This is a genomic window from Cohnella cholangitidis (assembly GCF_014107495.1).
GTDB classification, from domain to species: domain Bacteria; phylum Bacillota; class Bacilli; order Paenibacillales; family Paenibacillaceae; genus Cohnella; species Cohnella cholangitidis.
The window spans coordinates 889,286-904,562 of sequence record NZ_CP041969.1 but is presented as its reverse complement, the minus strand read 5'-3'; the positions used below and the strand labels follow the sequence as shown (position 1 = coordinate 904,562).

Annotated in this window: 12 protein-coding genes; 11 read left to right on the top strand and 1 reads right to left on the bottom strand. The window is 52.9% G+C overall.

Annotation, left to right across the window (positions count from 1 at the left end):
• Positions 1–321 precede the first annotated feature (321 nt).
• The 10 genes from alaS (at position 322) to FPL14_RS04485 (ending at position 12,504) form a co-directional block, all read left to right on the top strand.
• Positions 322–2,949: an alanine--tRNA ligase gene (gene alaS / locus FPL14_RS04530; protein ID WP_324617923.1), complete on the top strand. Its 2,628-nt coding sequence runs from the start codon at positions 322–324 to the stop codon at positions 2,947–2,949.
• 264 nt (positions 2,950–3,213) lie between these two features.
• On the top strand, positions 3,214–3,489 hold the full coding sequence (locus FPL14_RS04525) for an IreB family regulatory phosphoprotein (RefSeq protein WP_182301900.1): 276 nt from the start codon (positions 3,214–3,216) through the stop codon (positions 3,487–3,489).
• Between the two features lie 3 nt (positions 3,490–3,492).
• On the top strand, positions 3,493–3,906 hold the full coding sequence (gene ruvX / locus FPL14_RS04520) for a Holliday junction resolvase RuvX (protein ID WP_182301899.1): 414 nt from the start codon (positions 3,493–3,495) through the stop codon (positions 3,904–3,906).
• Between the two features lie 11 nt (positions 3,907–3,917).
• Positions 3,918–4,226 carry a DUF1292 domain-containing protein gene (locus FPL14_RS04515; RefSeq protein ID WP_182301898.1) on the top strand — a complete coding sequence of 103 codons (309 nt, stop codon included), beginning with the start codon at positions 3,918–3,920 and terminating at the stop codon, positions 4,224–4,226.
• A gap of 37 nt (positions 4,227–4,263) precedes the next feature.
• On the top strand, positions 4,264–4,569 hold the full coding sequence (locus FPL14_RS04510; RefSeq protein WP_182301897.1) for a DUF1292 domain-containing protein: 306 nt from the start codon (positions 4,264–4,266) through the stop codon (positions 4,567–4,569).
• Between the two features lie 69 nt (positions 4,570–4,638).
• Positions 4,639–5,946 carry an endolytic transglycosylase MltG gene (gene mltG, locus FPL14_RS04505; RefSeq protein ID WP_229263775.1) on the top strand — a complete coding sequence of 436 codons (1,308 nt, stop codon included), beginning with the start codon at positions 4,639–4,641 and terminating at the stop codon, positions 5,944–5,946.
• A 133-nt stretch (positions 5,947–6,079) separates the two neighbouring features.
• Complete coding sequence (locus tag FPL14_RS04500; protein ID WP_182301896.1) at positions 6,080–6,994, top strand: peptidase U32 family protein; 915 nt, start codon at positions 6,080–6,082, stop codon at positions 6,992–6,994.
• A gap of 20 nt (positions 6,995–7,014) precedes the next feature.
• On the top strand, positions 7,015–8,274 hold the full coding sequence (locus tag FPL14_RS04495; protein WP_229263774.1) for a peptidase U32 family protein: 1,260 nt from the start codon (positions 7,015–7,017) through the stop codon (positions 8,272–8,274).
• 166 nt (positions 8,275–8,440) lie between these two features.
• Positions 8,441–10,555, top strand: coding sequence for a methyl-accepting chemotaxis protein (locus FPL14_RS04490; protein ID WP_182301895.1), 2,115 nt, complete (start codon positions 8,441–8,443; stop codon positions 10,553–10,555).
• Positions 10,556–10,662: 107 nt separating this feature from the next.
• Positions 10,663–12,504: a peptidoglycan D,D-transpeptidase FtsI family protein gene (locus FPL14_RS04485; protein WP_182301894.1), complete on the top strand. Its 1,842-nt coding sequence runs from the start codon at positions 10,663–10,665 to the stop codon at positions 12,502–12,504.
• Here FPL14_RS04485 and FPL14_RS04480 read toward each other — a convergent pair.
• On the bottom strand, positions 12,437–13,582 hold the full coding sequence (locus FPL14_RS04480; RefSeq protein ID WP_182303847.1) for an AI-2E family transporter: 1,146 nt from the start codon (positions 13,580–13,582) through the stop codon (positions 12,437–12,439). The two genes, FPL14_RS04485 and FPL14_RS04480, sit on opposite strands and share 68 nt — an antisense overlap.
• 275 nt (positions 13,583–13,857) lie before the next feature.
• Here FPL14_RS04480 and FPL14_RS04475 point away from each other — a divergent pair, with 275 nt between their 5' ends.
• The gene (locus FPL14_RS04475; RefSeq protein WP_229263773.1) at positions 13,858–15,258 is read left to right on the top strand and encodes a polysaccharide deacetylase family protein; all 1,401 of its coding nucleotides are present in this window, start codon (positions 13,858–13,860) and stop codon (positions 15,256–15,258) included.
• Positions 15,259–15,277 lie beyond the last annotated feature (19 nt).

The window sequence follows — 15,277 nt, the reverse complement described above, 5'->3', positions numbered from 1 at the left end:
TATGATTAACATATTTGCAACGCGTTGACGAAACATAAGTACTTTGCAGTCCGCATGATCAGAGAGAAGATTTCAAGCCGTAGGTTTGCCGATGGCAACAACAAACGGCTTGGCTGAGAGAATCTTCAATGCGAAGGGCGAAGGAAGCTCGTTTCGGAGTGCGGATCGAAGTCCGCCGGCGAAGGCCGTTATCCCTGCATGAGGAGATTGCGTCTATGCGATGCAATAACCAGGGTGGTACCGCGAAGATTTTCGTCCCTGATTTAAGGGGCGTTTTTTTATTTTTTTGGACATTCACGAGGAGGATTTGGAATGAAACCGATGAAAGCAGCAGAAATCCGCAGTAAATGGTTAGCGTTCTTCGAAAGCAAAGGCCACAAGATCGAACCGAGCTCTCCGCTCGTCCCGCATAACGATCCGTCGTTGTTATGGATTAATGCCGGCATGGCACCGTTGAAAGCGTATTTCGACGGACGCGTAAAGCCGGAAAATCCAAGAATCGCCAATTCGCAAAAGTGCATCCGGACTAACGATATCGAGAACGTGGGCAAGACTCGTCGCCATCACACTTTCTTCGAGATGCTGGGCAACTTCTCCATCGGAGATTATTTCAAGGAAGAAGCGATTACGTGGGCTTGGGAATTCCTGACGGGGCCGGAATGGATCGGATTCGATCCCGATAGATTGTCCGTTACGGTTTATCCGGAAGATGAAGAAGCTTATCGTTTCTGGAACGAGAAAATCGGTCTTCCCGCCGAGCGGATCGTTAAGCTGCAAGACAATTTCTGGGATATCGGCGAAGGCCCATGCGGTCCTTGTACCGAAATTTTCTACGATCGCGGAGACAAGTACGGGGATTTGTCCGATCCCGATTGCACGACGGGAGGCGAGAACGAGCGTTTCCTCGAGGTTTGGAACCTCGTTTTCTCTCAATTCAACCACAATAAAGACGGCAGCTATACGCCGCTTCCGAACAAGAACATCGATACGGGCGCAGGGCTCGAACGGTTCGCGTCGATTTTGCAGGACGTGGATTCCAACTTCGACACGGACTTGTTCATGCCTTTGATCGAGCGCACTTGCGGCATCGCCGGGGTAAAATACAAAACGAACGAAGAGCACGACGTCGCGCTGAAGGTTATTGCCGATCATATTCGGACAGTCGCGTTCTCCGTCGGAGACGGCGTGCTGCCTTCGAATGAAGGCCGCGGATACGTCATCCGCCGATTGCTTCGCCGCGCCGTTCGATACGGCAAAGTACTCGGCATCGACCGTCCTTTCTTGTGGGAGCTTACGCCTACCGTAGGAGAAATTATGGGCGTCTACTATCCGGAAGTGCTGGAGAAACGCGAGTTCATCGAGAAGGTTATCCGCACGGAGGAGGAGCGTTTCCACGAGACTTTGACGGACGGTTTGGCTATCTTGGCTGACTTGTGCGACAAAGCCCGCGCAAACGGACGTACGGTCATCTCCGGTCCGGATGCTTTCAAATTGTACGATACGTACGGCTTCCCGTTCGATCTGACGGAAGACTACGCGACGGAGCAAGGCATGACCGTCGATCGGGAAGGCTTCGATTCCTCCATGCAAGAGCAGCGCGATCGCGCCCGTGCAGCCCGTCAAGAGACGGACAGCATGAAGGTGCAAGGCGGGCCGCTCGCGGATTACACCGAGAAAAGCGAGTTCGTCGGATACGACGGCCTTACGGCCGAATCCCGCATAATCGCCATCGTGTCGGATAACCAATTCGTCGACGTCTCCGGCGTAGACGATAAGGTCCTCGTCGTCCTCGACCGGACTCCGTTCTACGCGGAGAGCGGCGGACAAGTGAGCGACCGCGGCGTGCTATCCGGCAAAGGCGTCAATGCCGACGTGACCGGCTTGAGCAAAGCTCCGCACGGCCAGTCCGTCCATCAAGTCGTCGTTACCGGCGGTTTCCTGCGGGTCGGCGATACGGTAACGGCTTCCGTCAACGCATCCGAACGCAGCGACATCGTTCGCAACCACACGGCGACCCACTTGCTGCACAGAGCTTTGAAAGACGTACTCGGCGAGCACGTCAATCAGGCCGGATCGCTCGTGGAACCGGATCGCCTGCGGTTCGACTTCTCGCACTTCGGCGCGATTACGCCCGAAGAACTAGCCGAAGTCGAACGTCGCGTGAACGAACAGATCTGGATCGGAACGGAGCTGGACATTAGCTTCAAGCCGATTGCCGAAGCGAAAGCTCTCGGCGCCATGGCTTTGTTCGGAGAGAAATACGGAGATATCGTCCGCGTCGTGCGCGTTGGCGAATATAGCTTGGAGCTTTGCGGCGGATGCCACGTGCGGAACACTTCGCAGATCGGCCTGTTCAAGCTCGTAAGCGAAGGCGGTATCGGCTCTGGCGTTCGTCGGATCGAAGCGGTGACCGGCCGCAATGCCTATAACTATCTGGACGATCAATTAAACGTCCTCAAAGGCGCGGCTGCGCAATTGAAATGCGGCGTTAACGACGTTGCCAAGCGAATCGAAGCCGTTCAAGGCGAGGTTCGCCAACTGCAGCGCGACAACGAATCGCTTCAAGGCAAGCTTAGCCGCTTGGAAGCCGCCGATCTCGTATCGGCAGCGAAAACGGTCGGCGGCGTGACGCTGCTCTCGACCCAAGTGAACGCGGGCGGCATGGATGCCCTTCGCGGCGTGGCCGACGAGCTTAAGCTGAAGCTCGGTTCCGCTGTGCTCGTGCTCGGCGCGGCTGCCGACGACAAAGTGAACCTGGTCGTAGCGGTGACGTCCGACCTCGTTCAACAAGGCCTGCACGCAGGCAAGCTGATCAAAGATATCGCGGCGATCTGCGGCGGTGGCGGAGGCGGCAAGCCGGAGCTTGCCCAAGCCGGCGGCAAAGACCCATCCAAGCTATCCGAAGCTCTTGCAGCCGCCGAACAGTTGGTTCTGGCTCAGTTGTCTTAATGTAATTATGATTTGGAAACTTCGACCGATGGAGGGAAGTGAACTAGCTCTCGGAAGAGTTTACGTCCGCCTCTTGGAGCCCATTGCCACCTTTAAGTCTAATCATGGCAATGGGCGGAGAGGAAGCGGCTGGAGAGAGTTAGTTCACTGTACTCCCTGCTTGTCGATAATCTAAACGAAGCCACTAATTTCCTGTCCACCGGAGATTATGTTATTATGAATATAAGCGCTTAAGAGTTTGTCAGTGAAAGCGAGGTGCTGGAGATGAGCTCGTCGGATAACAATCATATGGACATGACGGTCAAGTTTGACGTCGTTGCGGATCCCCATGAAGTATCATCCCGCGACATTTTATTTACGGTGCATGACGCCTTGGTGGAGAAAGAGTATCACCCGATCAACCAGATCGTCGGCTATCTGCTCTCCGGCGACCCTGCATTTATTCCGCGTCACAACAACGCGCGCAGTCTGATCCGCAAGAAGGAACGCGACGAACTAATCGAAGAACTCGTACGCTTCTATCTTCAGCAGAACCGCTAATCCATGCGTATAATGGGATTGGACTACGGGGAGAGACGGATCGGCGTAGCGATGAGCGACTTGTTCGGGTGGACCGCTCAAGGCTTGGAAGTGATCGACCAGAAGGTCGTCGCGGATCCGATGGCACGTATTGTCGAATTGATCAGACAACACGAAGTGGAGTCCATTGTCGTAGGACTTCCGAAGAACATGAACGGAACCGTAGGTCCCAGTGGGGAAAATTGCATCGCATTCGCGGAGAAGCTTAAGGAGACACTATCCTTACCTGTCCAACTTTGGGATGAAAGGCTGACTACGGTATCCGCGGAACGAGCGTTGCTGGAAGCCGACGTAAGCAGGCGCAAACGCAAACAAGTCATCGATAAGATGGCCGCGGCCATTTTGCTGCAGAGCTATCTGGATTCGATATCGAAATGAGGGAATCGTCCATGGCGGACATTGTGAACAACGAAGAAGAAGCGGAAATTATTTATATTCCGGACGACGAAGGCAACGATGAAGCGTTCGAAGTCATCATGCGTTTCGAGTTGGACGACGGAACCGACCGCAAGTATTTGATGGTCGTTCCCGCCGACGAGGAAGACGAAGAGCAAGAAGTATTCGCTTTCCGTTACGACGAAGAGAACGATGAAATCAAGCTGTACCCGATCGAAGATCAAGACGAATGGGATATGGTCGAGGAAACGTTTAATACGCTGATCGGCGAATTCGATGAAGCAGAGGATAACAAAGGCTAAACAAGCCGTCCGCTAACGCTTCTGGAGGTACGAGAAAATGGCTGTTAAAGGCAACAATGAACTATCCGCTCTGAGGCAAGCGTACGGCGATCACGTGGAATTGCACGACGAAGACGGAACGGCTCGGGCATTTCAAATCTTGGCCGAGTTAACCGTGAACGGCAGCGACTACGCTATCCTTCAATCCAAAGAGATGCGGCAAGAGGACGAGATTGAAGTGTTTAAGGTCGTACCGGGCGCCGATGGTGAAGCGCAGCTTGAAACCGTTACGGACGAAGAGGAATGGGAGCTCGTCGAAGAGGCGTTCGACGATTCCCAGTTTGGCAGTGACGACCGGCCTTGAGATTTAAGTGACGGAGAGCGGGCGACCGCTCTTTTTCATGAATAAGGGGCTTGCTGGAGGGGAAATAACGTGGATAGAGATGATGAGCCGACATCGGGCTGGAAATCCATATACGGCAATAAAATCAACGGAGACGACGGGAAGTCCAGCGGAACGCGCGAAACGGCCGCGGCGACGGAAACGGGCAGATACCCGCAACTGACGAGGTCTGCGACTCCGCTGCGCTCGGACGCGCAACGGAGCGAATCTTCGTCGACGCAGTCTGCGCATACGGACACCGTGGCCCGCACGACATCGGTACCGCCGACTCGACGGCGCAAGCCGAGGGTATTGCTTTGGTCTTTTCTCATCGCGCTGGGGCTGGTGCTAATCGTCCTTGGCGGGGCGTTGTTCTACTTGTGGAACGGGCTGCGGCCGGCGAGCGCTTCCGATACGCCGGTCAAAATTACGATCAGCTCGGGGATGCGCGCGCAGAAGGTCGCCGAAGTACTGGAAGAAAACGGACTCATTCGCAGTGCATTTCTTTTTAGCGGTTGGTTGAAGCTCGAAGGGGAAGGTTCCCGTTTCCAAGCGGGAGAATACGAACTCACTCCGGGCATGACTCGCGAGGAGATCGTCGCCAAGCTGAACTCGGGAGATATCGTTGCGGCAGCTACGATCCGCTTCACGATTCCGGAAGGGTTCACGGTGCAGCAAATCGCGGCGAGATTATCGGAAACGGCCGACGTCGATAAAGACAAGTTTCTCGAAGCGGCTTCCAAGCCGGAGCAATGGACGGGGTCGCTATGGACCAAAGCGCTTCCGAACGATAACAGCCTAAGGTTCCCGCTCGAAGGATATCTCTTCCCGGAAACCTATGAGATGAAACGCGGAAGCACGGAAACCGACATCATCAACCGGATGCTCTCCGAGCTGGACCATAAGCTGGACCAGTTGCCTGAAGACTGGCAGAGCACGCTGGAGGAACGCGGACTTACGGTGCACCAGTTGCTCACCATCGCTTCCTTGGTCGAGCGCGAAGTCGTGGTGGATGAAGAGCGGGCGATCGTATCTAGCGTCATTCAGAATCGTCTGAACAAGAAAATGCCGCTGCAGATCGACGCAACGATCCAATACTTGCTCGACAAGCAGAAGGAACGGTTGCTCGAGGTTGACCTGAAAGTGGATAGCCCGTACAATACTTACTTGAATGCGGGTCTTCCGCCGGGCCCGATCGCTACTCCGAGCTTGAAGTCGATAGAGGCTGCCCTGTACCCGGAGAAAACCGATTACTTCTATTACGTGACCAAAAAAGACGGAACGAACACGCATCTGTTCGCGGTTACGTATAAGCAGCACCAGAAAAACATTCAATTAAGCGAGAAAAACGTCAAATAAGAACACAGACGCGTTCCTTGAGACGCGCTCCGACCCGGCTAGCTTGTTCGAGGTACTTAAATGTACCGCGGATCGGCGAGCCGGGTCGAAGACTTCCCGGAGGTGTATCCCTATTACGGCCTTTATTCCCGAGTTGCTAATCTCCGCCGCTTCCCACGAGCAGGCGGAAAAATATATCGAAGCCGGAGCGACGGCGATATTGGTCGGCGAATCCCGGTTCGGCATGAGACAGCCCGGCGAGATTACGTCGGATCAACTGAAAGGTGTCGTTGCCGCGGCGCACCGATTAGGCGCGAAGGCATACGTGAACATGAACAAGCTGTTTCGCAACGACGAGCTCGAATGGCTGCCGGAATATCTTAAACACGTACAGGCATCCGGAGCGGACGCTATCGTTTTCGGCGATCCCGCGGTGCTGATGAACGTCAGGCAGCATGCTCCGGAATTAACGTTGTTCTGGAACGCGGAGATGACCGGCACGAATTCTTCGGCAGCGTCTTATTGGGGACGTAGAGGAGCTATTCGGGCCGTCGTGGCAAGAGAACTGAACGAAGAGGAAATCGCCGACTTGAAGCAGAAGGCGTCCATGGAAATTCAAATTCAGGTTCACGGAATGACCAACATCTATCACTCGCACCGGAATTTATTGCAGAGCTACCTGGAGCATCTCGGACGAGAAGCGACGCTCATCCGCAAAGGCGCGGACAAAGGCTTGTTCTTGGTGGAAGCGGAGAGGCCGGACGAGAAGTTCCCCGTATATGAGGACGAGAACGGCACGCACGTCATGAGTCCGGATGACATTTGCTTGCTGGAGGCGCTGCCCGAGCTTATTCAATCGGGAGTGGACAGCTTGTATATAGAACCTCTGCTTAAATCGGAGGAATATAACGTTACCGTTCTGAGAAGCTACAGACAGGCTCTGGACCTGTGGAAACAAAATCCGGACGGGTATCGATTCGAACAAAAATGGCTCGCGGACATCCGGAAGTTGCAAAATCCCGATAGGGAGCTCGGTTTCGGATTTTTGTACAAAGAACAAGTTTATTAATTAAGCAAGGGGGTTAAAAAGTGAGCCAAACGATTATCAAGGATGCTCCGCGTCCGAAAGGCAAAAGAAATCGGTTGGACAAACCGGAGCTGCTGGCGCCTGCGGGAAGCTTGGAAAAGCTGAAGTTCGCCGTTCATTACGGCGCCGACGCCGTGTATATCGGCGGGCAGAAGTACGGCTTGCGATCCAATGCCGACAACTTCAGCTTCGAAGAAATGCGCGAGGGCGTGGAATTCGCGGCCCGATATGGGGCCAAAGTGTTCGTAGCTACGAATATTTATGCCCATCAAGAAGATCTAGACGGGGTAGAGGAGTATCTCAAGCAGCTTGAGGATGCCGGAATCGCGGCCATTATCGCGGCCGACCCGGCGATCGTCGAAACCGCGCAGAAGGTTGCGCCGAAGCTCGAAGTTCATCTCAGCACCCAACAGTCGACGATGAACTGGCAAGCCGTTCAATTTTGGAAAGATGAAGGATTGCCGCGCGTCGTGCTTGCCCGCGAGACGACGATGGAAGAAATCAGGGAAATGAAAGAACGCGTGGACGTCGAACTGGAAGTGTTCATTCACGGGGCGATGTGTTCGTCCGTATCCGGGCGTTGCGTCCTATCCAACCATTTCACGGATCGGGACTCCAACCGAGGCGGCTGCTGTCAATCTTGCCGTTGGAAGTACGATCTGCACGCCGACGAGCAATCGGTTATGGAAATCGGCGACAATGCTTTCACGATGAGCTCCAAAGATTTATGCATGATCCAGCATATCCCGGATCTGATCGATGCGGGCGTTGACAGCTTTAAGATCGAGGGCCGGATGAAGAGCATTCACTACGTTGCTTCGGTGGTGAACGTCTATCGCCAAGCGATCGACGCCTACATGGCCGATCCGGAAGGGTATCATCTGCGTCCGGAATGGGTCGAAGATATCGGCAAAGCGGCCAATCGTCCCTTGAACACCGGATTTTTCTATGCGGTACCGGGAGCGGAAGAACATATTTACGAAGCGGAAGACAAGCCGGCTCCATACGATTTCGCGGCGGTAGTGACGGATTATGACGAAGCGACGGGAATCGCGACCGTGCAGCAGCGCAGCCCGTTTCGGCCGGGCATGGAAGTGGAGTTTTTCGGACCCGGCGGACGGCAATTCAAACAGCAAATTACCGACATTACGGACGAAGAAGGCAACCCGCTGACCGTTGCGCGTCATCCGCTGCAAAAAATCCGTTTGAAAACGCAGCAACCCGTTGAGCCATATGATTTGATGCGCAAACGGTTGCATTAAAATATTTTAAAAAACCAAGAGGAATTATGATTAGACTTGTCGAATTGTCACATTAAAGTAAACGTTGCGACCCAAGCGACCGATATACTTTAAGTACACTTTTCGGCAAGTCTTTTTTTTGATGCCGCTAGTCAGTCGTCACTACATAGTTGGAGGGTCATAGCAGATGCAGAAATCGTGGCGTGAGAAATTGGGAAATGGCAACTTGAAGAATTCGATCCGCAGTGTAAGCGGTTTAACGAAGAATTTTGGAAACAAGTTGAAAGAAACAAAGGTCGAAAATCCGATTCGTTCCGTCGGAATGAAGCTTTTTTTGCTGATTTTTAGCAGCATACTGGTGTGCGTGCTATCCTTAGGCTGGTTCTCTTATTCTAAGTCCAGTTCGATCATTCAGCAGAAGGTTGCCGATTCCAGCAGCCAGACCGCGGAGCAGACGGCCGGAAAAATCGCGTTGCTCTTGAAAGGTTACGAGCGTCAATCGTTGCAATTTATTACCGACTCTAAATTTATCGGCTTCTTGAGCTCGATGTCGGTATCGAAAGACGATTACGAACTGTTCGACATGTCCAGGCAGCTCACGGAGAAAATGAGCAGCGTCGCCATGGCGGATACGAGTTACGAGTCGATTTCTTTGATTCCCGCGGACGAGAACGGACAAGTCATGACAACCGGCGGCTCCATTAACCGGGATGAATTTCTGAAACTGCCGTTCCTCAAAACGATTGCCGAAGCGAATGGCAGAGCCGTATGGTACCCGACTTCCCCCAACGGCTTGGACGGAGGACGCAGTCTGCCTACATTCGCGGTTGGACGCTTAATTAACCAGGGCAAACCTTTTTATCTGATTCTCGAAATTAAAGCCAAGACATTGGAAGAGCAGATGAAAACGGTAAATTTCGGCGAGGATAGCTCCTCCTTCATCGTGGCCTCCGATGGCACGATCATTTATGGCCCCGACGAGAAGCAATGGGGATCGAAGTACGCGTACGAAGTGCCGGGAGAAAAAGGTTCTACGACGATCAACATGGATGGAACGAAAACATTGTCCTCGGCAGGCGTGCTAGAACTCACGGGGTGGAAGCTCATCGGTAATATCCCGGTTTCCTCTCTCGTGAAAGATGCGAAAGCGATCAGCAATTTAACTTGGATCATGACGTTCGTTGCGGCGCTAATCGCGGGCGGGATCGGATTGATCGTTATGTTGTCGGTAGGACGTCCTCTGGGTCAACTAAGAACGTTGATGAACGAAGGGGAACGCGGAAACTTGACGGTGCGTTCGAACATCCGCAAGAAAGACGAGATCGGACAAGTGTCGGATAGCTTTAACCGCATGATGGAGGAAATCACCGGACTTGTTCGCCAGACGAATCTTTCTGCCCAAGAGGTTCTCGATACCGCCGTCGCATTAACCGATTCTTCCCGCAAAACGGCCAGCGCCGCTAAGGAAATCGCCGTTGCGACGGAAGAAATCGCGAACGGAGCAACGAACCTTGCGGTGGAATCGGAGAAAGGAACGGATCTGACGCTCCAAATCGGAGGGCAAGTCAAATCCGTTATCGATTCGAACGTCGAGATGGGCAATTCGGCTAACGAGGTCGAAGAAGCCGGACGCAAAGGTACGATTTATATGGGAAGCCTAATCGAGAAAACGGGCCAGACGGAAGATATGACTCGCTCGATGGTCGGAAAAGTAGATAATCTGAAGGACAGCACGCGTTCCATTCGCAAAATTTTGGACGTATTAGGCAATATGGCCAAGCAAACGAATATTTTGTCCTTGAACGCGACGATTGAAGCGGCAAGAGCCGGGGCGGCAGGCAAAGGTTTCATGGTCGTCGCCGACGAGATCCGCAAGCTTGCGGATCAGACGCGGGAGTCGATCGGCATCGTAGGCGGAATCGTCGAGAACATTCAACGCGAAATCGATGAAACCGTAAACGTATTGTCCGAAGCGTACCCGATCTTCCAAGAACAGATCGAATCCGTACGGGAAGCGAATCAGATCTTCGTTACTGTGCAAGACAATATGGGAAGCTTCGTGCAGCGGCTAGAATCGGCTACGGATTCCGTTCGTAATCTGGAAGAAGCGCAATCGACGTTGGCAATGGCTATGAGTAACGTGAGCGCGGTCGCGCAAGAAGCATCCGCTACCTCCGAGCAAGTCGCATCCCTAAGTAACGAACAATTGAACATAAGCGATGGATTGGTTCAATTGTCTAACCGGCTAGAGGCCGTATCCGGACAATTGCGCGAGTCGCTAAGCCGCTTTACGGTATCTTAATATTTGGTTTTACGGCAGACAGGAGTAGATCCTGTCTGCTTTTTTATTCGGCGTTTTTTGGAAACAATGAGAAAGGAGGAGTTAGGGAAGAGCAGGGAGTTGGTCTTATGAATAGGGATTGGGCGATGAGAGCGTTTCATGCGTTGTTGTTCATCGCGATCTTATTTGGCGTGGAAGGGGCAAGATTAGCTTGGCTGCAGCTTGGATTCGGCGGAGCGCGAACGGCAAGCGGTTCGCTTAATCAAAGCGCCTTCCTGCAACACTCCGACGGGCTAATTCTGGATAACGGGCGCGGACAGTTTCGCGACCGCACCGGTCGGCTGCTCACCGGAGTTACCGTGCAGAGCTTGGCGGCGTTCCCGGATAACGGAATGCCTCGGGGCACGGATCAAGACGTTCGTTTACTTGCCTCCGCCCTAGGAGTGGAGGCAAGTAAGTTTGATATATGGTTAGCGGGACTTCGTGAGCCGGAAGTGTGGAAAGGGGGGGGCGATGCTAGAACTTCCGCCCTTAACTTGACGAAACCCCAAATACGGGCCGCGAAGCAGTCCGATTTGTTAGGCGTGGCGATTGTCCCGTTCGTGAATAGATACCCTGCCGAGATTGCCCCTATCCATGCGCTCGGATACATTTCCCAACATCCCGATCGGGTTCGCGAATTGTATGGCCATCAGCTTGCGAAGCATCGGATGACGGTCAGAAGTCCCATTGGCGGCTCGGGGTTAGAAAAATCGATGGACCGTTTTCTTCAAGGACGTGCCCCGACACAAGCGATGCAAATGACGGATGCGAATCGTCGTCCGTTACAAGGTTTGGGGTTAAGAATTTCGGCACCCGACAATCCGCATTTTCCGATTCAAGTGACGACGACTTTGGATTTGGACATTCAGAGAATAACGGAAGACGTGATGAGCAAATACGGCATCGCCAGAGGGGCGGCAGTCGTCCTGGATGCGTCCAATGCCGATATTCTCGCAATGGCGTCACTCCCTCGGCTAGATCCTCACCATATCGGAGCAGACAAAACGGATGAACGGAATCATGCGCTAGTAGCCGCCCCTCCCGGCTCAGTTTTTAAAACGGTGACGCTCGCTGCCGCTCTGGAAGCCGGAGTGACGAACTGGGACGAGACGTTTCATTGCGACGGCCATTACGGGAAATACGGACTGAAGTGTTGGAAGGAAGGCGGCCACGGCACGCTGACGTTGGAGCAAGCTTATGCCCAATCCTGCAACGTGGTATTTGCGGGTTTAGCGGAGCGCATGGATGCGGCGTGGCTGCAAATTACGGCGGATAGGCTGGGCTTCGGACGTCAAATCGGCTGGCATACGGACAGCTTCGTGGACGGGAAACCGTTAAGGCTTCTAGGAGAAGAAGAGGCGGGATCGATCTTTCTGAGCAAGCGTACGGCTCAAGACGGCGGCGTGAGGACAGGGACGGGGATCGGCCAGCGGGATGTCCGCGTTTCTCCACTGCAAGTCGCTAACGTGGCGGTTACACTATTGCATGACGGACAAGTGTTCTCGCCTCGGCTCGTAAAGGATATCCGATATGCGGACGGGGGACTAATGGCTTCGATCCAAGTCAAATCCGCCAAGTCCAAATATGGTCAGATTGATTCGCGAACCGCTAGATTGTTGCGTCAAGGAATGCGGGCGGTCGTTCGGGAAGGCACGGCCGAGAGCGCGTTGAAGGGGGCTAAGTGGCCGTTGGCCGGCAAGTCCGGCACGGCAGAGCTTGCGGGCAAACAAACAGCCCGCAACGACCAATGGTTCGTCGGTTACGGGCCTGCGGAAGGAAAGCCGCGATACGCGGTCGCCGTGCTGATCGAAGACCAACCGGCGGGGCTGCGCAACCGCGGAGCTATTCTGTTCGGAGCGATTATGGACGGGCTTCGCCTTCGCGAGCAACGACTTCTTCAGGCTGCGGAGCAAAAGGCGAAACGTTGAATTCTTCTTTCGGAAACCGAATCCACTTGTGAAAGTATCCTTGATCGTACAAGGCTTTAAGCAAGATCATTAGGATCGGGGCCAAGATAAGTCCCGCAACGCCGAACAGGGATAAAGAAACCATCATGAAGGCCAACATCGTAAAAGCCGATACGCCCACGGTTTGTCCGGTAATGCGAGGTTCCAAAAATTGCCTCGTCAACGTAACGACGAGCAACAAGGCGGTTAGCCAAATCGCGAGGTTCGTTTCTCCGGTAATGAAGAGGTAAGCGATCCAAGGAATGAACAACGTATTAACTCCAAGCAGCGGCAGAACGTCGAAAATACCGGCAAGAAGCGCTATGGAGAAGGCGTTGTTGACTCCAAGCGCCAAGAGAGCGATGAAGATGACGAGAAACGTGATGCTGATGAGCTTGCCTTGAGCTTTAAGATAAGCGCCGATTCCTTTGAATACGTTATTGCGCAGGAAGTCGAAAGCGATTTTGAACGTTTTGGGCGCCCGGTCTTTGCTTAATTTTTTCCACGATTCAATCTCGATGCTCAAGAAGTAAGCGAGAATGATGGCTATCGAGAAATTAAGGATGAACGACGAGAACGATGTTAGGAATCCGACGAGCCAATTGAGGAATTGCCCGGCCCACTTCGCTCCCAAGTCGGTTACTTTTGCCGTGGCTTCGGTTATTTTCTGCGCGACATCGGGCGGCAGAGCTTCCATCCTGCCTTGAACGTCAACGGAAATGTTGTTCACTTGCTCTTGCAGAAGCCTCTGGTATTTCGGCAAATCATCCGCTAATTGCGTAATTTGCATCGTGAAGATGAACCCTAGACCGAGAAAAATAGCAAGGATGACGAGCGTGAATAGCAAAATGCTGATCCCGGAAGCGATGGATTTAGGTATGCCCCATCGATTCAGCCGTCTAGCAAGAGGCTCGATTATCCAGAAGATGAGGAAGGATAAAAAGACGGGAGTGGCCAGGTTATACAAATAGCTGAATATGTACATCGTGAGCCAAACCGTTAGCGCGATCACGCCGATATCGAACGCGGTCCGCCAATATTTCTGATACAAAGACAACATCTCGTTAGCCACCCTTTTTATGCTCGTGCGCGAGCAGTCTATTCCATTTATTGTTTATTGTACACGATAACAAAAAAGATGCCTACAACAATGCCTATTTTTCGGAAGGTTATGATAAAATAGAAGACAGGCACATAACCGCTCGCTAGGTTAAATATGGCAATCAAGATGGTGGGGAAGGCATGGAAATCATCCTTTGGATCGGTTTTTATTTTTTGACTTTTTATGCTTTTTTACCGGCACTCATTAGTAGAATTTTCGGTTTTAGAGTGTTTATGAAAGGAAAATCGGAATCCGATATCGCGCTTACGTTCGACGACGGTCCCGATCCGGTTTATACTCCGCAATTGCTGGACTTGTTGAAAAAGCATGGCGCGAAAGCGACGTTCTTCGTCGTAGGGGAGAACGCGGAGAAATATCCCGACATTATCGCCCGAATTCATGAGGAAGGGCATATTCTCGGTATTCACAATTACGTTCACCATACGAACTGGCTAATGCGTCCAAGTACGGTCAAGCGGCAAATCCATCGTACCTCGGACTTGATCAAACGGATTACGGGATCCAGGCCGATGTACTATCGTCCGCCTTGGGGGATCATGAACGTATTCGATTATGCGAATCTCGGACACTTACAGATCGTATTATGGACATCCTTGTTCGGAGATTGGCGCAAGCGGGTAGGCGCGGATAAGTTGTATCACCGGATGAAGCAGAAGCTAAAGCCGGGCCAAGTGTTCCTGTTGCACGATTGCGGAATTACTTTCGGAGCGGATCGGGATGCGCCGGCGAATACCCTATCCGCGTTAGGGCGGATATTGGACGACGGTCGGCAGCTAGGGTACCGTTTCATCGGGATCGATGAAATGATTGCCGTCACGGAACGCGCGAAAAAAAAGAAAACGGGCGGCGAACAAGAGGCGAGGAGATCCGGAGGCATGAAAAACGGCGATAAGGAAACGGAACGGGGCCATGCGATCGGTCCGCTTAAAAAAGTAGTTGTCAGCCTATGGATGGTGTACGAGAAAGTGTTTCACGTAGTCTTCAGGTTACGCCCTGTCGGCTCGGGCCATTTCTTTAATTACCGTATACGGAAATACTCGGGTCCGCCAATGGATCTGCAAGACAATCAGACGCTTCGTTCCGGCGACCGGATCATGGAAATCCATTTCGAGAACCAAATGTTGTTCGATCTTGGGATGAAGTCGAAGTCGACCGTCCAGATCGCCATCCGGATTATTCGCGAAATGGAGAAAGCGTTGCCGGATATGGCCAGAGAACTAGCGGTCGCTCCGAAGGGGGAGCAAGTTAAGGCGCTGTACGGCGTATCGATGATCCACCGGGGATCGGAATCTCTTGGTTATAAGACGTTTGATTTGCCAAGGGGACTGTTCGCATGGATGACGAATATTTACTTGCGTTTTCTCATTCGCGTCATCCATCCTTCCGGCAATCAAAGGGTTCGCGACAGAGGCGAAACGATGTCGCCTAGGATGCTCATAATGCCTCGCCATATTCTGTTGACTTGGGCGGACGAGTCGCGCGTGAAGCGTCGCCCGGTTCGCGAGCAGGGAACGGAGTCGGATTCCGGGGTTCAGAAGTCGGTTAAATCCGAGACCGAATCGCAGGATCTGGTAGCGGCTTTCGATGAAGGAGCGATCGGCAAGCTTGTTTAAGGAAGGAAGCAGGTACCGG

Excerpts from the sequence above, each read along its gene's own strand:
- alaS (WP_324617923.1), top strand. The coding sequence starts at position 322 with ATGAAAGCAGCAGAAATCCGCAGTAAATGGTTAGCGTTCTTCGAAAGC.
- FPL14_RS04525 (WP_182301900.1), top strand. The coding sequence starts at position 3,214 with ATGAGCTCGTCGGATAACAATCATATGGACATGACGGTCAAGTTTGAC.
- ruvX (WP_182301899.1), top strand. The coding sequence starts at position 3,493 with ATGCGTATAATGGGATTGGACTACGGGGAGAGACGGATCGGCGTAGCG.
- FPL14_RS04515 (WP_182301898.1), top strand. The coding sequence starts at position 3,918 with ATGGCGGACATTGTGAACAACGAAGAAGAAGCGGAAATTATTTATATT.
- FPL14_RS04510 (WP_182301897.1), top strand. The coding sequence starts at position 4,264 with ATGGCTGTTAAAGGCAACAATGAACTATCCGCTCTGAGGCAAGCGTAC.
- FPL14_RS04490 (WP_182301895.1), top strand. The coding sequence starts at position 8,441 with ATGCAGAAATCGTGGCGTGAGAAATTGGGAAATGGCAACTTGAAGAAT.
- FPL14_RS04485 (WP_182301894.1), top strand. The coding sequence starts at position 10,663 with ATGAATAGGGATTGGGCGATGAGAGCGTTTCATGCGTTGTTGTTCATC.
- FPL14_RS04480 (WP_182303847.1), bottom strand. The coding sequence starts at position 13,582 with ATGTTGTCTTTGTATCAGAAATATTGGCGGACCGCGTTCGATATCGGC.
- FPL14_RS04475 (WP_229263773.1), top strand. The coding sequence starts at position 13,858 with ATGAAAGGAAAATCGGAATCCGATATCGCGCTTACGTTCGACGACGGT.